Source organism: Agromyces protaetiae, assembly GCF_030866785.1.
Classification (GTDB): domain Bacteria; phylum Actinomycetota; class Actinomycetes; order Actinomycetales; family Microbacteriaceae; genus Agromyces; species Agromyces silvae.
The window spans coordinates 2,775,499-2,799,531 of the sequence record NZ_CP133018.1 but is presented as its reverse complement, the minus strand read 5'-3'; the positions used below and the strand labels follow the sequence as shown (position 1 = coordinate 2,799,531).

Sequence of the window (24,033 nt, the reverse complement as noted above, 5' to 3'; positions counted from 1 at the left end):
TTCGAGCAACCGCTCTCATGCCCAGGATCGTGTGGACTTTCGCCCGGCTTCTGAGCAATTCCAGGGAGAAAACTGTGTGTCCACACAAATGAGGACAAAAAGTACTTGCGCATAGAAATGGAACCCCTACACTGAGTACCGCCCGAACACTCGTTTCGAGGCTTGCAGCGCGTGGGTTCCCCCCAATCCGCCGTTGCCGAGGCGGCACCTGTTCCCCCCAATGGGTGCCGCCCCCTTCTTTTAACGCGCGGGTCGTGCCGCGCGGGCCACGCGCGGGATGTGCCGAGCGGGACGTCGCTTGCGCGTTGGAGGACGGATTTCGCGTCGGAGGTCCGAATCGACCGTCCTCCACCGCGAAATTCGTCCTCCAACGCGTGGCCGTGGACGAACCGCGTGGGGTGAGGCGTGCACGTGTGGATAACTTGGAACGCCCTCGCACCGTGCGGCGTACCGTGCCGCCATGCGTTCTCGAGGTGGGGTGCTCGCGGCTGCGAGCGGAGTCGTCCTGATACTTGCGGGTGTCGCGGGGTGCACTGACCCGCCGGCGAGTCGCTCCACGACGCTGCCATCCGCGACAGAGAGGTCGAAGGTCTCTCAGTTCGCGCTGTCGAACAAGGAAGCACTCGACGCGGCGGTTGTCGCGTTTGAGCGGTACGTGGAGCTCGCCAATCAGATCGGCGCGGCTGGTGGCGCCGAACCCGAACGACTGTACGAGGCGCTCACCCCCGAACTCGCTGAGGAGTCCATCGCAAACTTTCAGCGTATGCAACGGGATGGGCTTCGTCTCGAAGGGTCGAGTACGGTCCGGGGTGTCAGGCTCGTTCAGCAGAACGCGGACCTCGTCCAGGTGTACGCCTGCCTTCAGGCGGGCTCAACACGATTGATCGATCGCACTGGCGCAGATGTAACGACTGCGGATCGTCAGATCGAAACGCCCCTCGTCGTGAACCTACAGCCAGGGGATTCCGGCACTCTTCTCATCTCTCAAAGCGAGCAGTGGCCATGGCCCGACAACGACATTTGCTGATCGCCTTCCTCCTCGGCGGCGCACTATCGTTCCCCGTTGCGACGCCGGTTCAGGCTGCGGCATGCCTTCCCGAGGTGCAAGCAGCGGGAGCCTGTTCACCAACAGTCGGCGGCCGAATCGGCGGCCGAGGCGCAGAACTCCGGGGCGTGGACCAACGGGCTGGATATGATTCGCCGGGTACTCGGAGTGGCGATTCAGTTAACGGAGGCACGGCACTGGACGAGTACATCTGGCGTCACCGGCAACGTTATGCGCAGGGCGACCGTTCTTGCGGGCTCGGGAGGGCGGTGGTGGGCGCGTGCCAGCCACCGGCGGCAACAGAAGACGACGGCAGCGAAGACGAGAGCGTTCGTATCGATGACGTGGCGTCGTTCGCGCCGGAGGCGCAGGCGGATGCGATGGAGCCCGGGCCGCGGATCGCGGTGCGCAAGCTGCCGGCGAACTTCATCAGCCGGGCGACCGAGCAGGTCGTGAGCGGAACACTGTTGGGCCGGCCGGCGGCGGTGCGCTTCACACCGGTGGCATTCAGCTGGATGACCGGCGATGGCGGCCGCATCGACGCCGAGACATCCGGTGCGACCTGGAAGCACCTGAAGCAGCAGGAACTCAGCGACACGGCCACCAGCCATCGGTACGCGGAGCGCGGGTTCTACGACGTGCAACCGACCGTGACCTACTCGGCGGAGTATCAGTTCGACGGGTCGGGGTGGATCCCGATCGAGGGCACGCTCGACGTCGCAGGGGAGGCCTACCGCGTTCGGGTGGTGACGGTCGAGACGCGCCTCACCCGCGGCGACTGCATCCAGTACCCGAACGACCCGGGCTGCCGGTGATCAGGTGGATCAGGGTCGATGGACGGGGATGGACCGCCCGGTGACCCCGCGGGCGGCATGATCTCGGCCGGGGAGTCCTCCTCCACAGGCGCAGTCGCATGCCGACTCTTCAGGATCGGCCTTCCGGCGGCTGCCGCGCAGAGGCGCCGACCTAGGCTCGCTCGGCATGACCACCCCGTTCGTCGCCACCCCGTCGTGGGAGACGCCGCTCCCCGAGCCGCGCGCGGGCGCCTCGCTCGCTCCCGTCTCGGCGACGGCTCGCGGCACGGGCGCCCGCCCCGCCGAGTACGAGGCACTCGGGCCGCTCGCGCCATACGCGGCATCCGGCCCCGTCACCGACCTGTTCATCAACGGGGACGCCGGGCTCTGGGTCGATCGGGGCACAGGGCCCGAGCTCGCGACGGGCTGGGCGGCGACCGAGGCCGAGGTGCGCCAGCTCGCGGTGAAGCTCATCGCTCGCGGCGGCCGGCACATCGACGAGGCGACACCGGCCGTCGACGTGCGATTGGGCCGAGGCATCCGGGTGCATGCGGTGCTCCCGCCGATCTCGGCGGCGGGCACCGTCATCTCGATCCGCATCCCGCGGCCCGGTGGCTTCTCGCTCACGGCGCTCGCGCGGGCGGGCATGTGCACGGGCGATCACGAACGCGCGCTTCGCGAGGCGGTCGCCGAGCGGCGCAACCTGCTCGTGACGGGCGCGGGCGGCACCGGCAAGACCACACTGCTCGCCGCCCTGCTCGGCGAGGCCTCGCCGAGCGAGCGCATCATCGTGATCGAAGACGTCGCCGAGCTCGACCTCGCGCACCCGCATGTCGTGCGCCTCGAGGCGCGCCAGCCGAACCTCGAGGGCACGGGCCGGGTGGGCCTCGACACCCTGCTCCGTGAGGCGCTCCGCATGCGGCCCGACCGTCTCGTCGTGGGTGAATGCCGCGGGGCCGAGCTCCGCGAGCTGCTCGCGGCGCTCAACACCGGGCACGACGGCGGGGCGGGTACGCTGCACGCCAACTCGGTCGAGGATGTGCCGGCTCGGCTCGAGGCGCTCGGCTCGGTCGCCGGCATGTCCGCCGACGCCGTGGCCAGGCAGGCGGTGAGTGCGTTCGACCTCGTCGCGCATCTCGAGCGCCGCGACGGTGTGCGGCGGCTCGCCGGGCTCGGGCGTTTCCGGCTCGAGCGCGACCGGCTCGCGGTGGAGGAGCTGTGATCCGCGGTGGCATCCGTGCGCTCGCGGCCGCGCGCCGGGTCCGTGACGACGTGACCGCGGTCGACAGGGTGGCCGGGGTCGCCGAACGCCTCGCGGTGCTCATGTCCGCCGGCGTCGCCGCGCCGGCCGCATGGCACCACCTGTCGTCGGATGCTCCGGCGGATCCGGTGCTCGATGCCGCCGCCCGGGCGGCGGAGGAAGGCGAGCCGATCGCCCCTGCGCTCATGCGCGCGCTCGCCGAAGCGACCTCGGCGGGCGGGCGCATCGTGCCGAGCGCGCCCGTCACGTCCGACGACCACGCGGCGCGGCTCGACCAAGCCGAGCCGGATGACCGCACTCGACCAGGCGAGCACGCGGTGTCGGCCGAGCGCACTGTGTCGGCCGAGCGCACTGTGTCGGGTCGAAGCGGCAGAACGCTCAGCCCCCGGGTGCGTCGCCGTGTGGCGCGTCCGACGATCGAAGCCGCGTCGGGCGCGGCATGGTCGGCGCTCGCCGCGGCGTGGGCCGTGGCCAGCGAGACCGGCGCGCCGCTCGCGGCAAGCCTCCGCGAGCTCGCGGGTGCACTGCGCGACGATGCGCAGCTGCGCCGGGAGGTGCGGGCCGCGCTCGCCGGGCCCAGGGCGAGCGCGAAGCTCGTGACGCTCCTTCCGGTGGTCGCCGTGGGCTTCGGCCTGCTGCTGGGGTTCGACACCGCGACGGTGCTGCTCGGTAATCCGCTCGGCTGGGCGTGCGTCGTGGTCGGCTCGGCGCTCCTGTGGGCAGGCGCCCGCTGGAACCGGTCGCTGGCGGCGCGCGCCGCACCGCCGACCGCGTCGCCGGGTCTCGAACTCGACCTGCTGGCCATCGCGATGGCGAGCGGGGCGTCCATCGAGGCTGCCATCGCCGTGACCGCTCGGGCTGTCGCCGCGCATCTCCCGGGCGTCGCCACGGCCGAGCACGACATCGCGGCGACGGTACGAATCGCCACCCAGGCGGGCGCCCCGGTCGCCGAGCTGCTGCGGGCTGAGGCGCACCGTCACCGACGCGCAGCGCGGGCCGAGGGTGCGGTGCGGGCCGCCGCGCTCAGCGTTCGCCTCATGGTGCCGCTCGGGGTGTGCATCCTCCCCGCGTTCGTCCTGCTGGGCGTCGCCCCGCTCATGATCTCGGTCGTCACCGGCACCCTCGGCGGTGTCCGATGACGATCTCCCGGCTCGTGCCGTTCTCCCGGCCGCTGCGCGGCCACAACCGAAAGGAACACTGCACATGCCCGAACTCACTGCGCCCGCCCCGCCAGGCGCTCCGATCCGAGACACCGCCGTCCGGCGCTGCCTCCGACGGCTCGCCGGCGAGCGGGGCGCCGCGACCGCGGAGTACGCCGTCGCGACCATGGCCGCCGTCGGCTTCGCCGGGTTGCTCGTCGTCCTGCTCCGCGGCGACGAGGTGCGCGGCATCCTCACCGAACTCGTGCGGAATGCGCTCACGGTCGGCTGACCGCGAACAGGGGAGTGTGACCGCAGAGCTTGCGGTCGCACTTCCCGCGGTGACGCTCGTGCTCGCGCTCTGCCTCGGTGCGGTGGTCGTCGTCGGACGTCAGGTGCGGTTGACCGACGCCGCAGCCGACGCGGCCCGCGCGCTCGGCCGCGGCGAGAGCGAGGCGGTCGCGCACGCCATCGCCGACCGGGTGGCCGGTGGCGGCACCGGGCTGGCGACGAGCGAAGAGCCGCCGCTGATCTGCGCGACGCTCACCGCGAGCGGCGGCGCCGGTCTGCTCGGTGCGATCCAGCTCCGCGCGGAATCGTGCGCCGTCGCCGGGGGTGGCTGAGCGTGTGCGGGCGCCACCGGACGCGTGCGCGTCGCGCCGATCTCCGCTCCGATCGTGGTTCGGGCAGCGTGCTCGTGCTCGCGATCGTGGGATCGGTGCTCGCACTGACGGCGGGACTGCTCCCGCTGCTCAGCGTCTTCGTGCAGACCCAGGTCGCGGCCAACGCCGCCGATGCCGCGGCGCTCGGCGCGGCCGACGCGCTCACCGGTGCGGTGCCGGGCACGCCGTGCGCGCTCGCCGAGCAGGTCGCCCGTCGGAACGGGGCCCGACTGGTCTCCTGCGGCGGCGACGGCCTGGAGGCGTCCGTCTCGGTCGCGGTGGGCTCGTTCGGGTTCGCGATCACGGCGCGAGCCCGCGCCGGACCCTCACCCGGTCGCGAGCGCCGCCGTCGCTCGGATACCCCATGCGGGAGAACCGGACCGCTGGCGCATCCAGGATCGCCGTCCGGGTTCGCTCGGCCTCCGCCTGACGAGAGGGAGATGAAGGTTCGCGGGGTCACAGGATTTTTGTCGTCTGGGACACAGGCGACGGTGGCCGGGTCGAGTCCTCGACGCCCGGCGCGACCTGGAAGCAGCTCGATCAGCACGATCTCTCGGACACCGCCACCAGCCACCGTTACCCGGAGCGCGGCTGTTTCGATGCGCAGCCCATCGTGACCTACACCGCGGAGTACCAGTTCGACCGCTCCGGGTGGGTCCCGCTCGAGGGGCCCGTCGGTATTGCCACCGATCCCTACCGCGTCACGGTCGTCACGGGTGGGACTCACCTCACCCGCGGCGGCTGCCTCCAGTACCGCGACGACCCCGGCTGCCGCTGAGCCGGCGGCGCGGTCGGGCGCGACGTGCTGGGTCAGCGGTCGTCGCGCGTGGCGGCGACGATACGAGCGGCCTCCTCGACAGCGACGCGGGTTGCGTCGTGCAGGGACTTCCCGTGGGCGAGCTGCACGCACAGCGTGCCCGCGAACGCGTCGCCCGCGCCCGAGCTGTCGCGGACGTCGTCAACGCGCGGGGCCGGCACGACCGCAATCTCGCCATCGATGCCGACGACGGCGCCGTCGGGACCGGCGGTGACGACGACCGAGCGGCAGTGTATGGAAAGTGCTCGTGCAAGTTCTGACGAGGATGCCCCGGCCGCCGCAATGGTCGACGGCGGGATCGTGGTCAGGATGTCTCGGGCCTCTCCGACGTTCACGAGGAGGGGGTCGGCCGAGGCGAGGGCATCGACGCTCATGGCGCGGATCGGGCTCGGGTTCACGACGAGGCGGCTCGTGGACGACGAGGTCCATGCGGCGACCGCGTCGACGACCGCGACGGGGATCTCGAACTGGATGAGCACGACCGATGGCGCCAGCCTGGCGAGCGCGGCGACGGCTTCGTCGGGCTGGATCGACATATTGGCGAGGGGCGCGACGACGATCGAGTTCTCCCCGTCTGGTGTCAGCGTGATGAGCGCGCGGCCGGTCGTCGTGCGGGACCGCTCGACGGCCGTGACGTCGACCCCGCGAGATCGGGCGTAGTCGAGCAAGGTGCGGCCGCTGTCGTCGTCGCCGACCGCGCCGACCAGCGCGGTCGGGCCGAATCGCGCGGCGGCCACCGCCTGGTTGAGGCCTTTCCCGCCTGGGTGCTCGCCGAACTCCTCGGCAAGGATGGTCTCGCCGGGCGCGACCATGTGCGGCACCCGGGCGATGAGGTCGAGATTCAGGGAGCCGACGACGGCGACGGCCGTGTGTACCGGGGTGCGGCCGTGGCCGGGGAGCGAGTCCCCGGCCACGGCGCGTTCTCCATCACTCACCGGCGGTCCAGGTCGCCAGTGCGCGCCACAACGGCGCGTATCCCGCCCACTCCATGAACGGGGGAGGAGCCCAGTGGGGCGACATGTCGGACGTGAACACGCCCGTTCGCCCGGATCCGACCTGGCGGACGGCGACCAGCGGGTCCCCATTCACCTGGACGAGCAGTTCCGCATCCTCGCGGGGACGAGTGCGGTTGTAGCCGAGCAGGGGCGGCCACTCGGTGCCCACGCCGCCGACCGCGGGGTGCTCGGCAGCGAGCACGGAGATGGCCGTGCCCTCCGGGTGCTCGGCGCGGTCGTCGATCTCGAGCACGTCGACCGGCAGGATGTCGCCGATCGCGCTCGAGGCGTAGTTCGCCTTCGCGTCGACGCCCGAGAACGACAGGTAGCCGCCGACCATCAGGAGGCCGCCGCCGTTCTCGACGTAGGCGCGGATGCGCTCGAGCTTGTTGGGTTCGGACACGCTCCGGCCGAACACCGCGCGGGTCAGGAGGAATGTGTTCGCGCCGACGTCGCTGATCACGACGAGGTCGTACGCGGCGAGCTCCTCGTCGCTCTGCGGAAAGTGTGTCTCGATGGCGTGCGCCTGAACGTGAGTCACCGTCCAGCCGTCGCTCTCGAGCGCGTCGGAGAACTCGCGTCCGCCTTCGACGTACTCGGTGGTGGTGAAGCTGTCGAATCCCTTCTGGTGGATCATGTGAGTCGTCCAGGACTCACCGAGCAGCAGTGCCTTCTTCATATGTTGCCTTTCAGCCGATCGTTCCGCTGGGGTGTTCCTGGAGGAACTGCCAGTCGTGCTCAGGGATGATGAGGTCCGCCTCGCGGTGAAGGCGGTCGTACCCCGACATCAGGTCGGGGAGGTCCCAGAACGAGCCCATTGGCCAGTTGAGCTCGAGATTTCGGTAGTTGTACATCACGTCGCTGGTCAAGCAGACGGTGCCGACGTCGGTCTTGACCATGACCACCATGCAGCCGGGCGTGTGCCCGCCGATCTTCACCAGCCGCACGGCCGGGTCGATCTCCACGTCACCGTCGATCACCTGCAGGCGGTCGCGCACGGCGTCGACCTTGTAGGCGTACTCGGGGTAGTAGAACATGCAGAAGTGCGGTGGCTGGGTGGCCTGCGGCAGCTCGTCCTTCTGCACGATGAACGTGGCGTTCGGGAAGAGCTCGTTGTTGCCCACATGGTCGAAGTGCAGGTGGGTCAGTACGACGACGTCGACGTCTTCCGGCCGGACACCGTGTCTGGCCAACCCAGCCACCAGATCCTGATCTTCGGAGCGTGAGGCGACGAAGTCCACGCCGTAGCGGCTCTGCATCTCGGACACCTCGTCGATGTCGCCCAGGCCGGTGTCGATGAGGATGGTCTGCTCGGTGCCTTGGATGAGCCACACGGGCACGGGCACCATCACCCCCTCGTGCACCGAACCGTCTTTGCGGACGATGTCGTCGCGGAACCCGAAGGGCAAACGGTGCTCATGCGGGACATCCGGGTGGATGCCCGAGTTGAGCAGCGAGACCGGCAGTGAGCTCTCGAGCTCACCCGTGACGATGTGGTGGATCTTGACGCTCATCACACGCTCCTTTCGACGGGATCAGTAGTCGGTCTGGTCGGCGCCGTACTTCGCGACGTACGCCTCCCAGATCTGAGGCATCAGGAAGTGATCGTCCGACGGGACCTCGGCCGGGATCTCGCCCGAACCGAACAGATAGGCGTTGTCGCTGTCCCACGTGGTCTTCCAATAGGAGACACCGTCCTCGGCGAGGATCATCTCGTCGGCCGCGTGCGCGTTCGGGGCGTACAGCTCGATGTTCTGCCAGTAGTCCATGAAGCCGTCGACGGTGAGTCCGGCTGCGGTCTCCTCGTTGAGGCGATCCGTGATGGTCTGACCGCACGCCTCGGTCTCTGCGTCGCAGTATCGGATGATCCGGTGCATGACGTCGATGAACGACAGCATCGCGTCCTCGTGCTCGTCGACGAACGTCCGCGTCGTGACGGCACCGTTGATGGGCGGCGCAGCGAGGTCGGGGCCGGAGAGCCCGATGAGCATGCCTTCATCGAGCGCCTTGGCGCGTTGCGGGATACCGCCAAGATAGGCGTCGCCGGTGCCGGTGATGAACGCGGCGAGCCCGGCGTCGGGGTCCATGTCGACGAAGGTCACGTCGCTTTCGTCCATGCCGACCGATGCGAGCGCGTCGACGATCTGCTTGCCCATGTCGGTCGACAAGGTCGTCACGATCGTCTTGCCCGCGAGTGACTCGATCACCTCAGTGCGGGCCGCTTCGCGGTCGCCGGATGCCTCTTCGAGATCGTCGATCGTCTCGAGATCGCCGTCGGGTCGGATCATGAGCGCCGAGCCTTCGGTGAACGGGTTCCAGCCGTAGGCGTAGACGACGTCGGGCTCGGCGTTCGCGACCGAGACCACGCCGGTCGTGTTGTTGACCACGATGTCGACGTCGCCCGAGATGAGCGCGGGCATCGTCGCGTTCCAGGCGAGCGAACGGAGTTGCACGTCGAGGCCGGCCTCTTCGAACCAGCCCTTTTCCTGGCCGATGATCGGCAGGTAGGTGTCCTGGAACGGCGAGATGCCGACGGCGAGCTTGGTGAGCCCCCCGGCGCCGGTGCCGGAGTCTGCGTCGCCGCCGGCGCAACCGGCCAGCGCGACGACGAGCACGGCAGCCGGAACGGCAGCCGCGATCTGCGTCTTCTTCATTTCGTGTCCTTCCATGCTTCCGCTCCTGGATGCGGTCGCGAGGTGGTGTCGAGTGGTGCGCGAGTGGTGCAGGGGAGTGGAGTGGGTTCTTGGGCGCGGTCAGCGCTGCGCCGACCATCGCGTGATGTAGGCGCTGAGACGCGAGATGGCGACATCGAGGAGCACGGCCATGATGGCGATCACGACGGTGCCGAGCAGCACGACCGGGGTGTTCAATGTGCGGCTGGCCTGCATGATCAGTCGGCCGATTCCGACATCGGCGCCCTGGAACTCGGCCGCGACGACGACGGCGAAGGCAAGCGCGCTGCCGATCCGGAAGCCAGAGAGGATCTCGGGCACGATCGCCGGCAGCACGACGGTGCGGTACACCTGGTTGCGGCCTGCGCCGAGGGACGCCGCGGCCTGGATGTACACCGGCGGGACGTTGCCGCAGGCGACCGTGGTGTTGACGACCATGACCATGAAGCAGGCGAGCGCTCCGAGGAAGATCTTGCCGTCGTCCCCGATGCCGAACCAGAGGATGACGAACGGGATGAGCGCGACCGGCGGCACCGGGCGCACGGCCTCGATGATCGGGTTGACGATGTAGAAGAACCAGCGGCTTCGGGCCATGAGGAGACCGACCACTACGCCGAGCGCCGAACCGCCGATCCACGATACGAGCACGCGCACGAGCGTTGCGAGTGCGTCGCTCGCGAGTTGCGTGTTCAGCGTGGTGACCGCCGACCAGAGCGACTCGGGGCTGGGGAAGTACAGCTCACGGATGGTGCCTGTGCCGGTGGTGAAGACCCACCACAGAACGAGCAGCACGACGACCGAGAGCACACTCAGCAGTGGCCCGAAGTTGCGGTTGCGGCCGGCGCTGGCCGGCGAGGCATCCGGTGACGGCATCGCTCCCGTGGGCGTGACCGGCGATTCAAGCTGCGTCATCGTGGACCTCCCGAAGGGTGTGCGCGATCTCGTTGCGCAAGGACTGGAATGCAGGAGTGGCGCGGAGATCGAGGCCGCGGTTCGCGCCGAACGGCACCTCGAGGATGCTGTGGACGCGCGCGGGCCGCGGGGTCATGACGATGACGCGGTCGCCGAGGAAGAGCGCCTCCTCGATGTCATGCGTGACGAACACGCTGGTCTTCGGTTCGGCAGCGACGACGCCGGCGAGCGCGAGCCACATCGCCTCCTTGGTGAAGAGGTCGAGCGCGCCGAACGGCTCGTCGAGGAGTAGCACACCGGGCCCGCTCGCGTACGCGCGCGCGAGGTCGACGCGCTTGCGCATGCCGCCGGACAGCTCTTTGGGGTACGCCTTGCGGAAGTCGGCGAGGCCGACGAGTTCGAGGTAGTGCTCGACGCGTTCGCGCCGTTCGGCGCCGGCGACGCGCTGCATGCGCATGCCGTAGGCGACGTTGTCGGCGACGGTCAGCCAGGGGAACACCGCGTCGGCCTGGAACACGACCGCACGATCTGCCCCCGGGCCGTCGACGGCCCGGCCGCCGACCTGGATGGTGCCGCTCGTGGGTGCGAGGAATCCTGCAATCAGGTTGAGCAGTGTGGTCTTGCCGCAGCCGCTCGGGCCGACGATGCAGACCGTCTCGTTGGTCTTGATCGTGAGCGTGGTCTCGTTGAGCGCTACGGTGCGCTTGCGAGCGGTTGCGAAGACCTTCGAGACCTGGTCGACGATGATCTCGGACATGTCATCGCTCCTTTCCGCGCCGGGCCGGCGCTGTCGATTCGCGGACGGTCAGCGTGACGGGGAGCACGCTGCGGGATGACTGCGATGGGGAAGGCGGGTCGATCGCCGTCTCGTCCTCGAGTGCAGCGACGAGGGACTCGACGGCACGGGCACCGAGCTCCGCGATGTTCTGGCGAACAGTCGTGAGACGCGGGCGGGCGAACCGGCCGGCGGTGATGTCGTCGAAACCGACGACCGAGACGTCATCGGGGACGCGTGCACCGGCGCGCTCGAGCTCCTCGATCGCGCCCAGGGCCATGAGGTCGTTCGCGGCGAACACCGCCGTGGCCCCTGAGTCGAGCAGCTGAGGCAGGTGGCCTGCGATCGCCGTGCGCCCACCTTCTGCGGTGAACGCGCCGGTGTACACGGCCGGGACGACACCGGTCGTGCCGGCCCAGGTCTCGCGGAACCCCTCGACGCGCTGGGCGCTGCTGACGAGGTCGCCCTCGGCCGCCAGCACGACCGCATCACGGTGCCCGAGCTCGAGCAGGTGTTCGGCGACGAGGCGGCCGCCGGCGACGTTGTCGGAGACGAACGAGGGGGCGGATGAGCCGGGCACCTCTTCGTCGACGAGCACGAGGGGGAGGTCGCCGAGGATGTCTCCGAGCTCGGACGTCGTGGGTGGCGAGCCCGCCGCATAGACGAGGCCGTCGACGGCGCGCGATCGGATCATCGTGAGGTAGTGCACCTCGCGAGCGTGGTCGAATCCGGTCGTGCAGAGGATGACGTTGTAGCCACGATCGACCGCGGCCTCTTCGACGCCGCGGGTGAGTTCGGCGAAGAATTCGTTGCTGATGTCGGGCACGATGAGTCCGATGATGCGCGTGCGACCGCTTGCCAGACTCTGCGCCGACCGGCTGGGCACATAGCCGAGCTCGGACATGGCCGTCTGCACCCGCGCACGCACCTCGTCGCTCACCTTGCGCTTTCCGCTGAGAGCGTGCGAGACCGTGGTGGGACTCACTCCGGCGCGCGCCGCAACGTCCGCAATCGAGACCATGTCGTTCCCTCCAAAGCGCTTTGCCAAATCGCTTTGCACGACCCTACGTGAACAGGGCTGTCTACGACAAGCCTGAAACTGACTTGTTACCCCCGCGAAATAGTCGGCCCGGCCCGTGGCATGCTGCAGTGCATCATGAACGCGACCTGCCGCCGCCCGTCCCCTCGGCTGCGGCGGGTGTCGGCGTTGGCGTCTGTGTCTGTGCCTGTGCCTGTGCCTGTGCCTGTGCCTGTGCCTGTGTCTGCGTCTGCGCAGCACGGCACTCGCCCGGTATCAGCGAAGCTTGGATGGTGCCGACGTGGGCGCGGTCCTACCGGATTTCGGCGCACCTGACCGCCCGCCGACCTGCGCCGCCGGGCGGCGGGTCAGTCGAAGACGGTCTCGATGAAGCGATACTCCACCGCGCTCGGCTTCGACGAGCCCGCGCTCTCGAACTCGAGGCCCCCGCCCCGCGAATAGATGTAGCGTTTGCCCGCTTCTGCGGTGAGCGAGATGCGCGGTTGCGGGTCGCCCGAATCGAGGAAGCTGGTCGCGACGGTCTTGCCCTCGAGCGGTCCGTCGATCAACTTGGCCGTGTAGGAGCCGGCGGATGACGTGTCCATGCGGTCATTCTCCTCCGCTGCCGCGCAATCGCAAGCGATCTCAGCACCGGGGCGTCCTTCAGTCGGTGAGCTCCGAGCGCCATCGTTCCAGAAGCCCGAGCATCGTGGTCTCGAGCCACTGGCGGTACGTCGCCTCGCTCCATCCCGACCGCATCACGAAGAACGCATAGGTCTCGGGCCCGACGAGATGGTTGAGCTCGTCGGTGGCCTGTTCGATCCCCTCCTGGCGGAGCATCCCACGTTCGACGAGCCACTGCGCGGCGATGCGGATGTCGGATCGACGGCGACGATCCAGATCGGCCACGGCGTCGGCGGCGATCGTGTCCGTCTCCGCAGCGACGGTCATGGCGCGGACGAGCCCAGCGGTGCGGGTATTGGCGTGTGTGACGTAGTCGAGCCATCCACGCATCGCATCCAGTGGGTCGGCGCGGGACATGATCTCGGCCATCGCGGGGCGCTCGCTGAGGCTGTGCCGTCCTTCGTCGCCGGCGAACGCGCGCTCGAAGGCGGAGATCAGCAGTGCGGCTTTCGGGCCGGCGAGGTGGACTGACTGCACCGACACGCCCGCCTCGAGGGCGATGTCCTTCATCGTCGTCGCCGGATACCCCTCGCGGGAGAACCGGACCGCGGCCGCATCCAGGATCGCCGAACGGGTGCGCTCGGCCTCCGCCTGACGCAAGGGAGATGAGTAGCTTCGCGGGGTCACAGGATCCTTCCCACTATGGTTAGAGTTCAAATCTAACGAATGGATGCGCCCGTGGCCACCTACCTCCTCGCCTCGAACCCGATCCACGGGCATGCCGGCCCGGTCACGCAGGTCGCCGCGCATCTGGTGGGCGAGGGCCATCGCGTGACGGTCATGACGGGCAGCCGTTTCCGGGCGCGGGTCGAGGCCGCAGGCGCCGACTTCGTTTCCTTGCGGGGTGCAGCCGACTACGACGACCGCCTGCCCGACACCTACCTTCCCGACCGCCACCGCTTCCGCGGCGTCCGCCGGGCGCAGTACGACATCCGCACGATCTTCGTCGAGACCATCCCCGATCAGTACCGCACCCTGCGGGAGACGATCGACGCCGTGGATCCCGACACTGTGCTCGTGGACAGTGCGTTCGGCGGTGCGCTGCCGCTCATCGCGCAGACGACGAACCGGCCGCCGATCCTCGCGCTCGGCGTCACCCCGCTCACCCAGTCTTCACGGGTCCTCGGCCCGCACGGCCTGTCGCTTCCGCCCGCGAGCGACGCGTACACCCGGGCGCGGTACGCCGCGATGAACGTCATCGCCAAGCAGCTGATCTTCCGGCCCACCCAACGTGCCGGCGCCAGGGCGTTCGCGGAGAGCGGCGCCCGGCTCGACGGCTTCGTCATGGACGCCTCGCGACGGTTCGACCGCTTCCTGCAGACGGGGCCCGCCAGCATGGAGTATCCGCGCCCCGATCTCGACGCGAACACGCACTTCGTCGGCGTGCTTCCCCAGGCGGGCGCGGCCGGCCCGCCTCCGGCGTGGTGGCACGAGCTCGACGGCCGCCGGCCGGTCGTGCACGTCACGCAGGGCACCATCGACAACCACGACTTCGGGCGTCTCGTCCGGCCTACGCTCCAGGCGCTCGCCGACCGCGACGTGATCGTCGTCGTCACCGCCGGCGGCCGACCGGCCGAGGCGGTCGGCCCGGTTCCCGAGAACGCGAGAGTCGCGAGTTTCCTCTCTTACGACGAGCTGCTGCCGCGTACCGACGTGTTCGTCACCAACGGCGGGTTCGGCGGCGTTCAGGCGGCGCTCGCCGCGGGCGTGCCGGTCGTCGTGGCCGGGGACACCGAGGACAAGCCAGAGGTCGCCGCCCGCGTCGCGTGGTCGGGCGCCGGCATCGACCTCGCGACGGGGACGCCTGACGCGGATGCCGTACGCCGTGCTGTCGATTCCGTCCTCACCGATCCCGGGTATCGCGCCAACGCCCGCCGCATCGCGGCGGACGTCGCCGGCCACGACGCGCTGGGCGAGATCGCGCGGCATCTGGCCGAGGCATCCGTCAGGTCGCCAGCGCGCTGACCGCGCACCGGCCATCGCTCCCGTGCGATGACCACCGCTCCCGGCTCCGCGCCACTTGGCGCAGCTGCGCGCCACCTTTGCTGGCGCGGAGCTGCCGAACTGGCGCGGAGCGCGCGGAGGGTCGGAGCGGCAGTCCGCGCGGGCACCGAGGCGCCCGCGCGCACCGCCGCTCACGCGCACTGACCGGGCGCTGCCGTGCGATGGCCACCGCTCCCGGCTCCGCGCCACTTGGCGCAGCTGCGCGCCACCTTTGCTGGCGCGGAGCTGCCGAACTGGCGCGGAGCGCGCGGAGGGTCGGAGCGGCAGTCCGCGCGGGTACCGAGGCGCCCGCGCGCACCGCCGCTCACGCGCACTGACCGGGCGCTGCCGTGCGATGGCCACCGCTCCCGGCTCCGCGCCACTTGGCGCAGCTGCGCGCCACCTTTGCTGGCGCGGAGCTGCGTAAGTGGCGCGGAGCGGCCCGGCGGCGCGGCCCGGCGGAGCGGCCCGGCGGAGCGGCGGCCTCCAGTGCGCTCCACCGCGCTCGTCTCAGACGGTCGGCTGCGGCGCGTGCGTTGCGCGCGCCCGCGTCGGGCCGACTGCGGCGCGCGACGCGGAGCGCAAGGCGAGGATCCCGGTGGCGATGATCGTGAGGTGCACGGCGATGAACGCGAGCATGGCACCGAGCGGATAGCCCGCCGCGATCATGTAGACGTCATCGAGGACCCCGCGTACGGCGGAGAGCCCGATCGCGAGCCAGGCGAGGATACGGCTCTGCTCAGGGCGGAACGACGCGATCACCAGGAAGACGCCGAGGACGATCAGGTCCAAGCCGAACAGCAGCATGTAGTCCAGAAAGCCGCGGTAGGCCGCGCCGCCGATCGGCGCGTCCCATCCGGGCACGCTCAGCTCGAGGCGAGCGGCGTTGAGGAACGGCAGCCACATCACCCCGAGGGTGATGTTGACGATGCCGACGATGCGAAACCACCACACAAGAAATTTCATAGGCTGATTGTCTATTGATTAGAGCCACAAGTCAATGAATATGAATGGCTCTCGTCGACCGGCGTCGACCCCTCCGCGCGCGCGTCTCGCACACCACCGTCCAGCGCCCGACAGGCGCGATCCCGGTTCATATGTGTATCGTGTGGCTGTCACCGGCACGTCGTACGGTGACGGCACGCCGCTCGGGGCGCGGTTCACGTGCATCCGACGCGTTGAAGAATTTGAGGAGCCTGTGGCAGGCACGAAGAAGTTGGTCATCGTCGAGTCGCCGACGAAGATGAAGTCGATCGCGCAATACCTCGGCGACGGCTATCAGGTGCTGTCCTCCGTGGGGCACATCCGTGATCTGATCGAGCCCAAGAACCTTCCACCCGAGCTCAAGAAGGGCTCGCTCGGCAAGTTCTCGGTCGATGTCGAGAACGGCTTCGAGCCGTACTACGTCGTGTCCGACGCGAAGAAGAAGACCGTCGCTGAGCTCAAGCGCGCACTCAAAGACGCCGACGAACTCCTCCTCGCCACCGATGAAGACCGCGAGGGCGAAGCCATCGCGTGGCACCTGCTGCAGGAGCTGAAGCCCAAGGTGCCCGTGCGCCGCATGGTCTTCCACGAGATCACCAAAGACGCGATCCTCGCCGCGAAAGACCACACGCGCGAACTCGACACCTCCCTCGTCGACGCGCAGGAGACGCGCCGCATCCTCGACCGCCTCTACGGCTACGAGGTGTCGCCCGTGCTCTGGCGCAAGGTCGGCCCCGGCCTGTCCGCAGGTCGGGTGCAGTCCGCCGCGACCCGGCTCGTCGTCGACCGCGAGCGCGAGCGGCTCGCCTTCGTCGCCGCGTCCTACTGGGACCTCATCGCGCGGTTCGCGGGCGCCGGCACGTCGTTCGAGGCACGCCTCGTCCGCGTCGGCGGCGAGCGCGTCGCCACCGGCCGTGACTTCGACGACAGCGGCCGGCTGAAGGGCACGGCCGCGGTCCTCGACGAGGCGACCGCCAACGCGCTCACCGCAGCGCTGCGCGACGATACCGTCGCCCGCCGCGTGTCCAAGGTCGAGTCCAAGCCGTACTCCAGGCGTCCCGCCGCGCCGTTCACGACCTCGACGCTCCAGCAGGAGGCGGCGCGCAAGCTCCGGCTCTCGGCCCGGGACACCATGCGCGTCGCGCAGTCGCTGTATGAGAACGGGTACATCACCTATATGCGAACCGACTCGTCGTCGCTCTCGCAGCAGGCGATCAAGGCGGCGCGCGACCAGGCCACGAAGCTCTACGGCGCCGATTCGATCCCCGAGAAGCCGCGCAGCTACGCGGGCAAGTCGAAGAACGCCCAGGAGGCGCACGAGGCCATCCGCCCGTCGGGCGAGGTCTTCCGCACGCCCGCGTCGGTCGAGGGGCAGCTGCGCGGCAGCGAGTTCAAGCTCTACGACCTCATCTGGAAGCGCACGGTCGCGTCGCAGATGGCCGACGCGAAGGGGCAGACCGCGACCGTCACGATCGCGGTCGGGCCGACCGCCGCCGACGCCGCGGCGCCCGAGCAGGCCACCGCTCCGGTCGCGAACACGACCGCGGAGTTCACGGCGAGCGGCACGGTCATCACGTTCCGCGGCTTCCTCGCCGCGTACGAAGAGGGTCGTGACGAAGAGCGCAACGCCGACGACTCGCCCGGCGAGGCCAAGCTGCCGCCGCTCGAAGAGGGCCAGACGGTCTCGCTCGACGAGCTCGAGGCCAAGGGCCACGAGACCAGCCCGCCGCCGCGGTACACCGAGGCGAGCCTCGTGAAGCGCCTCGAAGAGCTCGGCATCGGCCGCCCGTCGACGTTCGCCTCGATCATCTCCACGATCCTCGACCGTGGGTACGTGTCGCAGCGCGGCCAGGCGCTCGTCCCGAGCTGGACCGCGTTCTCGGTCGTGCGGCTGCTCGAGGAGCACTTCGGCGACCTCGTCCAGTACGACTTCACCGCCGAGATGGAAGATGACCTCGACCGCATCGCCTCGGGCGAGGCCGACCGGGTCGACTGGCTCAACGAGTTCTACTTCGGCGGCGACAAGCACAAGGGCCTGCGACAGATCGTCGACAACCTGGGCGAGATCGATGCGCGCGAGATCAACTCGGTCGAGGTCGCGCCCGGTATCACGCTGCGCATCGGCAAGTACGGCCCCTACCTCGAGCAGGTCGACGAGGCCGCCGGGCCGGATGCCCCGCCCAAGCGCGTGAACCTCCCCGAGGGCCTCGCGCCCGACGAGCTCACCGCGGAGAAGGCGATCGAGCTCGTCGAGGCGCCCGTGCAGAGCGACCGCGTACTCGGCAGCCACCCCGAGAACGGCAAGCAGATCGTCCTGAAAGACGGCCGGTTCGGCCCGTACGTGACCGAGGTCGACCCCGAGCCCGAAGCATCCGTCGACGTTGCGACCGGCGAGGTCGTCGAGCCGGCGAAGCCGAAGCGCGGGACCAAGAAGGCCGCAGCACCCAAGCCGCGCACGGCCTCGCTGTTCAAGACCATGCAGCCCGAAGAGGTCGACCTGCAGATCGCGCTGCAGCTCCTCGACCTTCCGCGCGTCGTCGGCCTCGACCCCGAGTCGGGCACCGAGATCACCGCGCAGAACGGCCGGTACGGCCCTTACCTGAAGAAGGGCACCGAGACGCGTACGCTGCCGAGCGAGGATGCGATCTTCGAGATCGACCTCCCCGGTGCGCTCGAGCTGCTCAGCCAGCCGAAGTACGGTGGGCGACGCGAGTCGAGCGCGTTGAAAGAGTTCGAGGCCGACCCCGTGAGCGGCAAGCCGGTCAAGGTGAAAGACGGCCGCTTCGGCCCGTACGTCACCGACGGCACCACGAACGCGACGATCCCACGCAGTGAGAACGTCGAGGAGCTCACGTTCGAGCGTGCGATCGAGCTCCTGCAGATCAAGCGCGACAAGGGCCCGGCCGCTCCCCGCGCGAAGCGCGGCGCGGCGAAGACCACGGCCAAGAAGACCACGGCCAAGAAGCCCGCAGCGAAGAAGACGACCCCGAAGAAGAGCTCCGCGTGACGCGCGGGCTCTTCATCACCCTCGAGGGCGGCGACGGGTCCGGCAAATCGACGCAAGCCGAGCTGCTCCGCGAATGGCTCACCGGCGAGGGGCGCACCGTCGTGCGCACGCGCGAGCCGGGCGGCACCGAGGTGGGCGTCGAGATCCGCGAGCTCGTGCTGCACCATCGGGGCGACATCTCGCCGCGGGCCGAAGCGCTGCTCTACGCCGCCGATCGCGCCCACCACGTGGCCACCCTCGTGCGCCCCGCGCTCACGCGCGGCGAGGTGGTCGTGCAAGACCGCTACCTCGATTCATCCGTCGCGTACCAGGGTGCCGGTCGCGTGCTCGACCCCGGCGAGGTGCGACGCCTCTCCGACTGGGCGGCCGAGGGGCTGCTGCCCGACCTGACCGTGCTGCTCGATCTCGACTCGGCCGCGGCGCGCGCCCGACTCGACGTCGCACGCACGCGGTACGACCGGCTCGAGGCCGAGGCATCCGCATTCCACGACCGCGTGCGCGGCGCGTACCTCGACCTGGCCGCGGCCGAGCCCGACCGGTTCCTCGTGATCGATGCGACCCGCCCGGTCGAGGAGATCGCCGCGGCGATCCGCGAGCGGGTTCGCGGGCTCCTCTGAGCTTCGCGTCAGGGGAGCCGGGTAGCGTGATGGACGTGACGGCGTGGAGTGAGCTGACCGGGCAAGACGCGGCGATCGCGATGTTGCGGCACGCTGCCGCGGCGTCGGTCGCGACTGGCGCGACGGGCGCGCCCGGCACCCAGACGGATGCCTCGGCGGCGCCGTCGGCGCAGCAGATGACGCATTCGTGGCTGATCACGGGTCCGCCCGGGTCGGGGCGCTCCAATCTCGCCTACGCCTTCGCGACCGCGCTCATCTCGGGCGATCCCGACGGCGACGAGGCGACGCGCACCCAGGTCGAGGCGCGCAGCCACCCCGATCTCCACGTGCTCTCGACCGAAGGCGTCATCATCCGTGTGCACGACGTGCGCGAGATCGTCCGGCGGTCGCACTACGCACCCTCGGTCGGCCGGCACCGCGTCATCATCGTCGAAGACGCCGACCGCATGACCGAGCACACCTCCAATGTGCTGCTCAAGGAGCTCGAAGAGCCCCCCGAGCGCACGGTCTGGCTGCTCTGCGCACCGAGCGACGCCGACCTGATCCCCACGATCCGATCCCGGGTGCGCACGGTGCGCCTGCAGGTGCCGTCGATCGACGATGTGGCCGCCCTGCTCATTCGGCGCGACGGGGTCGACCCGGTCCTGGCGGAACGCGCGGCGCGCGAGGCGCAGAGCCACATCGGCATGGCGCACCGGCTCGCGACCAGCGACGAGGCCCGGAGCCGCCGCGAAGAGACCCTCAGGCTCACCCTGGGGGTGCGTTCGGCGTCGGGCGCGGTGCGTACCGCCGCCCGGCTCCTCGAGATCGCGGGCGAAGACGCGAAGGCGATCACCGAACTGCGTGACACCGAAGAGCGCGAGCACGCGCTCCGTTCCCTCGGGCTGAGCCCGGGCCAGGCGGTCCCGCCGGCGCTCCGTGCCCAGCTGAAGGCGCTCGAAGACGACCAGAAACGGCGCGCGACCAGGAGTCTGCGTGACGGCATCGACCGGATCCTCGTCGACCTCGCCTCCCTGTTCCGGGATCTGCTCGTGCTGCAGCTCGATGCGGGCGTCCCGCTGGTCAACCGCGAGCTCGAGCCCGAGCTGCGGGTCTCCGCGGCATCCGCCACGCCCTCGGACTCGCTCGCGACGCTCGACGCCATCCAAGAGGCGCGCACCCGCATCGAGGGCAATGTCCAGCCGGTGCTGGCGCTCGAGGCGATGCTCGTCTCCGCCATCCGACGACCAGATCACGAACGGGGGGCCGCATGAGCCGGCGATCGACGTTGGGCTCGGTGCTCGCGACCGTGGCGGCGAGCGCCCTCCTGCTGGCCGGGTGCGTGCCCGGATCGCAACCGTCGCCGACCTCGACGCCGACCGGTGAGTCGGTCTCGCCCGAACTCGAGCCCTTCTACTCGCAGGTGCTCGAGTGGGAGAGCTGCGGCGACGGCATGCAGTGCGCCACGGCGACCGCTCCGCTCGACTGGGACGACCCGCCGGCCGGCGAGGCCGAGCTCGCGCTTGTCCGCCACGCGGCGACCGGTGACCGCATCGGTTCCTTGCTCGTGAACCCGGGCGGCCCCGGCGGATCGGGCTACGACTTCGTGGCGAACTCGCTCGACTTCGCGGTTGGCGCGCCGCTGCAGGAACGATTCGACGTCGTCGGCTTCGATCCTCGTGGGGTCGGGCGGTCGTCGGCCGTCGCCTGCTACGACCCCGCGCAGATGGACGAGTACCTCTACTCGCTGCCCGAGTCGCCGCGCGGCAGTGACGCATGGATGCAGGAGGTGCGGGAGGCTCGGGCGGCGTTCGGCGCGGCGTGCGAGTCGAAGACCGGGGAGTTGCTGGCGAATGTCGACACGGTCAGCGCGGCACGCGACCTCGACCTGTTGCGAGCGGTCCTCGGCGACGAGAAGCTCAACTATCTCGGCTTCTCGTACGGCACGCTCCTCGGCGCGACCTTCGCCGGGCTCTACCCCGAGCACGTGGGGCGGTTGGTCCTCGACGGCGCACTCGACCCGTCGTCCAGCGAGAGCGACGTCACGTCGGCGCAGGCCGTCGGGTTCGAGCGCGCGCTCCGCGCGTACCTCGAGAACTGTCTGACCGGCGAGGAATGCCCCTTCTCGGGCACGGCCGACGACGCGCTGGCGGAGATCGCAGAGCTGCTCGCGTCGGTCGAGGCGAGCCCGTTGCGTGGCACCGACGGCCGTCAGGTCGGCGCCGACACGCTGATCACGGCGATCATCTATCCGCTCTACTCTCAGCAGAGCTGGCCGGCGCTGGACCAGCTCTTCACGTCCGTGCAGTTCGGCGACGCCGACCTCGCGCTGCAGCTCGCCGACGGGTACAACGGCCGGAACCCCGACGGCAGCTACCTCGACAACTCGACGGAGGCGTTCAGCGCGATCAACTGCCTCGACTACGAGTACCAGTCCGACGTCGCCGTCATGCGCGAGAAGGCGGCCGGCATCGCGGAGGCGGCCCCCATCATCGGGCCGTACTTCGGCTACGGCGACCTCGGCTGTCTCGACTGGCCGGTGCCGAGTGAGGCGGAGCGCGCGCCGATCCACGCCGAGGGCGCCGCCCCGATCCTCGTGGTCGGCACGACCGGCGACCCGGCGACGCCCTATGAATGGTCCGTCGCGCTCGCCGAACAGCTCGACTCCGGCGTGCTCGTGACGTACGACGGCGAGGGGCACACCGCGTACAACAAGTCGAATCAGTGCGTGTCCGACGCGGTCGAGCGCTATCTCATCGACGGCGTCGTGCCCGAGGGCGAGACGAACTGCTGACCGCTCGGCGAGTGGTCATTCGTTCGCCGAAAACCCGCTAGTATTGGTGCTCGTGCCGCGGACGCCTCAGCGCCCGGGACACGCCGCCTTAGCTCAGTCGGTAGAGCGATTCACTCGTAATGAATAGGTCGTCGGTTCGATTCCGACAGGCGGCTCCGAGTGTGAACGCCCCTCCTTTCGGGAGGGGCGTTCGCTGTTTCGCGCCGGCCGCCGAAGCTCTCTCCCCAGGTCGAGCGGCGCGTCACTCGTCCACGGATCCGCCCATCGACGCGAGGGCGACGACGTCGGCGGCCTACGTTCGTTCCGGGCGGGCACCCCGTCTGCTCTGGAGGGGAAGGTCTGACGATGTGGGCACGGTGTCTGGCGACGGCGAGAACGGTCGCGGCGGCAGCCGCGACCACGACCCTGCTGTTCGGCGGAGTGGGCATCGGTGGCGGCGGTGCCGCTGCGGCTTCGGTCGCCATCGCACCGTCGACGTCCGAACGCATCACGATCGAGGGGCACTGGCGAACGATCGGGGCCGGCGAGACCCAGCTCGTCGAGGAGGTGCGATGCCCCGAGTCGCATCCGTTTGTGTTCAACGAGATGTACGGGGGTCCTCCCTGGCGGCTCACGCCGGGAGTGGAGGTGACGATCGGGGCGGGCGGTCCCGGTGAGCTCGCCGTCGACATCCGTGCGGTGCTCACGAGGCTCGAGGACAAGACGGCGGTCGGCCTCGGCCCGTACGGTCTGAATCGGGTGACGCTGACCAGCGAGGGCGAGGGCGGCGGCAGTGGCGACGGTGCCGTGTCCTACCGCGTGGACGTGCACTGCACCTCCGACGTCAACGACTCGTATGCCTGACGGCCGCGAGGTCTCGGTCGCGGCCCCTAGGCTGGCCTGTATGACGGAACGACTGCGATGGGGCATCCTCGCGACCGGCGGCATCGCCCACGCGTTCACCAGCGACCTCACGCTCAACGGATTCGATGTTCGCGCGGTGGGCTCTCGGAATCAGCGATCGGCGGACGCGTTCGCGGCCGAGTTCGGCATCCCGACGGCATACGGCAGCTATGAACAGCTCGCGGCCGATCCCGAGATCGATGTGATCTACATCTCGACGCCGCATCCGTTCCACGCCGAGGGCGCGATGCTGGCGCTCGAGGGCGGCAAGCACGTGCTCGTCGAGAAGGCGTTCACGCTCAACCAGGCCGAGGCACGCCGGGTCGCCGACCTTGCGGCGGCGAAGGGGCTGCTGGTGCTCGAGGCGATGTGGACGCGGTATCTGCCGCATATGGTCCGCATCCGCGAGATCATCGCGGAGGGCACGATCGGCGATCTGCGCACGTTGATCGCCGATCATACGCAGAAGCTCCCCGATGACCCGTCGCACCGCCTCAACGCGCTCGAGCTCGGGGGAGGGGCGCTGCTCGACCTCGGCATCTACCCGATCTCGTTCGCGTGGGACCTGTTCGGTGCGCCCTCGACCATTCAGGCGACGGCGACCTTCAAGCCCACGGGGGCCGACGCGCAGGTCGCGACCATCTTCGGGTACGAGGGCTCGCGCATCGCCCTGACCCTCTCCGCGAGCGATGCGCGAGGTCCCGACACCGCCACGGTCGTCGGCACGGAGGCCCGCATCGACATCGACGACGTCTGGTACACGCCGACGACGTTCCGGGTGGTGTCGCACGACGGCAGCGTGCTCGAGGAATACCGCTCGGAGGTGAACGGCCGAGGCATGTACTTCCAGGCCGAGGCGCTCGAACGGCTCGTTGCCGAGGGCAACCTCGCGGGCGACATCCTGCCCATCGAGGAGACCGTCGCGATCATGGGCACGCTCGACGCCATCCGCGAGCAGATCGGCCTGCGGTACCCCGGCGAGTGAGGCGGATGATCAGGCGCCGCCCGGTCTC

25 protein-coding genes and 1 tRNA gene are annotated in these 24,033 nt (G+C 69.8%); 16 read left to right on the top strand and 10 right to left on the bottom strand.

Annotation, left to right across the window (positions count from 1 at the left end; genetic code table 11):
• Nucleotides 1–460 precede the first annotated feature (460 nt).
• The 8 genes from QU602_RS12900 to QU602_RS12870 all read left to right on the top strand — a co-directional run bounded on the left by QU602_RS12900 (nt 461) and on the right by QU602_RS12870 (nt 5,679).
• Nucleotides 461–1,027: a hypothetical protein gene (locus QU602_RS12900; protein WP_308796867.1), complete on the top strand. Its 567-nt coding sequence runs from the start codon at nt 461–463 to the stop codon at nt 1,025–1,027.
• A 362-nt stretch (nt 1,028–1,389) separates the two neighbouring features.
• Entirely contained in the window at nt 1,390–1,860 is a 471-nt protein-coding gene (locus QU602_RS12895) for a hypothetical protein (protein ID WP_308796866.1), read from the top strand.
• A 166-nt stretch (nt 1,861–2,026) separates the two neighbouring features.
• Nucleotides 2,027–3,061 carry a TadA family conjugal transfer-associated ATPase gene (locus QU602_RS12890; RefSeq protein WP_308796865.1) on the top strand — a complete coding sequence of 345 codons (1,035 nt, stop codon included), beginning with the start codon at nt 2,027–2,029 and terminating at the stop codon, nt 3,059–3,061.
• Nucleotides 3,058–4,239 (top strand): type II secretion system F family protein, encoded by a 1,182-nt coding sequence (locus QU602_RS12885; protein ID WP_308796864.1) that lies wholly within the window; start codon nt 3,058–3,060, stop codon nt 4,237–4,239. Before QU602_RS12890 ends, QU602_RS12885 begins: the two co-directional genes overlap by 4 nt.
• A gap of 64 nt (nt 4,240–4,303) precedes the next feature.
• Nucleotides 4,304–4,531: a DUF4244 domain-containing protein gene (locus QU602_RS12880; RefSeq protein WP_308796862.1), complete on the top strand. Its 228-nt coding sequence runs from the start codon at nt 4,304–4,306 to the stop codon at nt 4,529–4,531.
• 16 nt (nt 4,532–4,547) lie between these two features.
• Nucleotides 4,548–4,862 carry a TadE family type IV pilus minor pilin gene (locus QU602_RS12875; protein ID WP_308796861.1) on the top strand — a complete coding sequence of 105 codons (315 nt, stop codon included), beginning with the start codon at nt 4,548–4,550 and terminating at the stop codon, nt 4,860–4,862.
• Nucleotides 4,838–5,518 carry an Rv3654c family TadE-like protein gene (locus tag QU602_RS19140; protein ID WP_373692815.1) on the top strand — a complete coding sequence of 227 codons (681 nt, stop codon included), beginning with the start codon at nt 4,838–4,840 and terminating at the stop codon, nt 5,516–5,518. The genes QU602_RS12875 and QU602_RS19140 overlap by 25 nt, the downstream gene beginning before the upstream one ends.
• Nucleotides 5,515–5,679, top strand: a complete 165-nt coding sequence (locus QU602_RS12870; RefSeq protein WP_308796860.1) for a hypothetical protein — start codon at nt 5,515–5,517, stop codon at nt 5,677–5,679. Before QU602_RS19140 ends, QU602_RS12870 begins: the two co-directional genes overlap by 4 nt.
• A 32-nt stretch (nt 5,680–5,711) precedes the next feature.
• Here the strand turns inward: QU602_RS12870 and QU602_RS12865 are convergent, their stop codons facing one another.
• From QU602_RS12865 to QU602_RS12825, 9 genes are all read right to left on the bottom strand, one after another.
• Nucleotides 5,712–6,632, bottom strand: coding sequence for a ribokinase (locus QU602_RS12865; RefSeq protein WP_308796859.1), 921 nt, complete (start codon nt 6,630–6,632; stop codon nt 5,712–5,714).
• 13 nt (nt 6,633–6,645) lie between these two features.
• Complete coding sequence (locus QU602_RS12860) at nt 6,646–7,392, bottom strand: glutamine amidotransferase (RefSeq protein WP_308796858.1); 747 nt, start codon at nt 7,390–7,392, stop codon at nt 6,646–6,648.
• 10 nt (nt 7,393–7,402) lie between these two features.
• Nucleotides 7,403–8,227, bottom strand: a complete 825-nt coding sequence (locus QU602_RS12855) for an N-acyl homoserine lactonase family protein (protein ID WP_308796856.1) — start codon at nt 8,225–8,227, stop codon at nt 7,403–7,405.
• A 21-nt stretch (nt 8,228–8,248) separates the two neighbouring features.
• On the bottom strand, nt 8,249–9,382 hold the full coding sequence (locus QU602_RS12850; protein ID WP_308796854.1) for an ABC transporter substrate-binding protein: 1,134 nt from the start codon (nt 9,380–9,382) through the stop codon (nt 8,249–8,251).
• A gap of 84 nt (nt 9,383–9,466) precedes the next feature.
• Complete coding sequence (locus QU602_RS12845; protein ID WP_308796853.1) at nt 9,467–10,297, bottom strand: ABC transporter permease; 831 nt, start codon at nt 10,295–10,297, stop codon at nt 9,467–9,469.
• Nucleotides 10,284–11,054, bottom strand: a complete 771-nt coding sequence (locus QU602_RS12840) for an ABC transporter ATP-binding protein (protein ID WP_308796852.1) — start codon at nt 11,052–11,054, stop codon at nt 10,284–10,286. Before QU602_RS12840 ends, QU602_RS12845 begins: the two co-directional genes overlap by 14 nt.
• Before the next feature lies 1 nt (nt 11,055).
• Nucleotides 11,056–12,093 (bottom strand): LacI family DNA-binding transcriptional regulator, encoded by a 1,038-nt coding sequence (locus tag QU602_RS12835; protein ID WP_308796851.1) that lies wholly within the window; start codon nt 12,091–12,093, stop codon nt 11,056–11,058.
• 365 nt (nt 12,094–12,458) lie between these two features.
• Nucleotides 12,459–12,695, bottom strand: a complete 237-nt coding sequence (locus tag QU602_RS12830) for a hypothetical protein (protein ID WP_308796850.1) — start codon at nt 12,693–12,695, stop codon at nt 12,459–12,461.
• A gap of 58 nt (nt 12,696–12,753) precedes the next feature.
• On the bottom strand, nt 12,754–13,542 hold the full coding sequence (locus QU602_RS12825; protein WP_308796849.1) for a TetR/AcrR family transcriptional regulator: 789 nt from the start codon (nt 13,540–13,542) through the stop codon (nt 12,754–12,756).
• A 12-nt stretch (nt 13,543–13,554) separates the two neighbouring features.
• On the opposite strand from QU602_RS12825, the gene QU602_RS12820 reads away from it, so the two are divergent.
• Complete coding sequence (locus tag QU602_RS12820) at nt 13,555–14,739, top strand: glycosyltransferase (RefSeq protein WP_373692814.1); 1,185 nt, start codon at nt 13,555–13,557, stop codon at nt 14,737–14,739.
• Nucleotides 14,740–15,267: 528 nt separating this feature from the next.
• Here QU602_RS12820 and QU602_RS12815 read toward each other — a convergent pair.
• Nucleotides 15,268–15,723, bottom strand: a complete 456-nt coding sequence (locus QU602_RS12815) for a BphX family protein (protein WP_308796847.1) — start codon at nt 15,721–15,723, stop codon at nt 15,268–15,270.
• A gap of 232 nt (nt 15,724–15,955) precedes the next feature.
• On the opposite strand from QU602_RS12815, the gene topA reads away from it, so the two are divergent.
• From topA to QU602_RS12780, 7 genes are all read left to right on the top strand, one after another.
• Nucleotides 15,956–18,748 carry a type I DNA topoisomerase gene (topA, locus tag QU602_RS12810; RefSeq protein ID WP_308796846.1) on the top strand — a complete coding sequence of 931 codons (2,793 nt, stop codon included), beginning with the start codon at nt 15,956–15,958 and terminating at the stop codon, nt 18,746–18,748.
• A complete protein-coding gene (gene tmk, locus QU602_RS12805; protein ID WP_308796845.1) occupies nt 18,745–19,365 on the top strand; it encodes a dTMP kinase in 621 nt (206 codons plus the stop codon). The genes topA and tmk overlap by 4 nt, the downstream gene beginning before the upstream one ends.
• A gap of 35 nt (nt 19,366–19,400) precedes the next feature.
• Entirely contained in the window at nt 19,401–20,618 is a 1,218-nt protein-coding gene (locus QU602_RS12800) for a DNA polymerase III subunit delta' (protein ID WP_308796844.1), read from the top strand.
• Complete coding sequence (locus QU602_RS12795; RefSeq protein WP_308796843.1) at nt 20,615–22,138, top strand: alpha/beta hydrolase; 1,524 nt, start codon at nt 20,615–20,617, stop codon at nt 22,136–22,138. Before QU602_RS12800 ends, QU602_RS12795 begins: the two co-directional genes overlap by 4 nt.
• An 82-nt stretch (nt 22,139–22,220) precedes the next feature.
• A tRNA-Thr gene (locus tag QU602_RS12790) sits at nt 22,221–22,293 on the top strand.
• A gap of 190 nt (nt 22,294–22,483) precedes the next feature.
• Nucleotides 22,484–22,981 (top strand): hypothetical protein, encoded by a 498-nt coding sequence (locus QU602_RS12785; protein WP_308796842.1) that lies wholly within the window; start codon nt 22,484–22,486, stop codon nt 22,979–22,981.
• Nucleotides 22,982–23,021: 40 nt separating this feature from the next.
• Nucleotides 23,022–24,005, top strand: coding sequence for a Gfo/Idh/MocA family protein (locus tag QU602_RS12780; protein ID WP_308796841.1), 984 nt, complete (start codon nt 23,022–23,024; stop codon nt 24,003–24,005).
• The last annotated feature ends 28 nt before the right edge of the window (nt 24,006–24,033 follow it).

What these genes read in the sequence shown, in the direction of transcription:
- QU602_RS12900 (WP_308796867.1), top strand. Translation starts at nt 461, where the DNA reads ATGCGTTCTCGAGGTGGGGTGCTCGCGGCTGCGAGCGGAGTCGTCCTG.
- QU602_RS12890 (WP_308796865.1), top strand. Translation starts at nt 2,027, where the DNA reads ATGACCACCCCGTTCGTCGCCACCCCGTCGTGGGAGACGCCGCTCCCC.
- QU602_RS12880 (WP_308796862.1), top strand. Translation starts at nt 4,304, where the DNA reads ATGCCCGAACTCACTGCGCCCGCCCCGCCAGGCGCTCCGATCCGAGAC.
- QU602_RS12860 (WP_308796858.1), bottom strand. Translation starts at nt 7,392, where the DNA reads ATGAAGAAGGCACTGCTGCTCGGTGAGTCCTGGACGACTCACATGATC.
- QU602_RS12855 (WP_308796856.1), bottom strand. Translation starts at nt 8,227, where the DNA reads ATGAGCGTCAAGATCCACCACATCGTCACGGGTGAGCTCGAGAGCTCA.
- QU602_RS12850 (WP_308796854.1), bottom strand. Translation starts at nt 9,382, where the DNA reads ATGGAAGGACACGAAATGAAGAAGACGCAGATCGCGGCTGCCGTTCCG.
- QU602_RS12845 (WP_308796853.1), bottom strand. Translation starts at nt 10,297, where the DNA reads ATGACGCAGCTTGAATCGCCGGTCACGCCCACGGGAGCGATGCCGTCA.
- QU602_RS12840 (WP_308796852.1), bottom strand. Translation starts at nt 11,054, where the DNA reads ATGTCCGAGATCATCGTCGACCAGGTCTCGAAGGTCTTCGCAACCGCT.
- QU602_RS12835 (WP_308796851.1), bottom strand. Translation starts at nt 12,093, where the DNA reads ATGGTCTCGATTGCGGACGTTGCGGCGCGCGCCGGAGTGAGTCCCACC.
- QU602_RS12830 (WP_308796850.1), bottom strand. Translation starts at nt 12,695, where the DNA reads ATGGACACGTCATCCGCCGGCTCCTACACGGCCAAGTTGATCGACGGA.
- QU602_RS12825 (WP_308796849.1), bottom strand. Translation starts at nt 13,542, where the DNA reads ATGGCCCTCGCCCACCAGATGCGCGGCGACCTGCGTGACCGGGCCGGC.
- QU602_RS12820 (WP_373692814.1), top strand. Translation starts at nt 13,555, where the DNA reads ATGACGGGCAGCCGTTTCCGGGCGCGGGTCGAGGCCGCAGGCGCCGAC.
- QU602_RS12815 (WP_308796847.1), bottom strand. Translation starts at nt 15,723, where the DNA reads ATGAAATTTCTTGTGTGGTGGTTTCGCATCGTCGGCATCGTCAACATC.
- QU602_RS12795 (WP_308796843.1), top strand. Translation starts at nt 20,615, where the DNA reads ATGAGCCGGCGATCGACGTTGGGCTCGGTGCTCGCGACCGTGGCGGCG.
- QU602_RS12785 (WP_308796842.1), top strand. Translation starts at nt 22,484, where the DNA reads ATGTGGGCACGGTGTCTGGCGACGGCGAGAACGGTCGCGGCGGCAGCC.
- QU602_RS12780 (WP_308796841.1), top strand. Translation starts at nt 23,022, where the DNA reads ATGACGGAACGACTGCGATGGGGCATCCTCGCGACCGGCGGCATCGCC.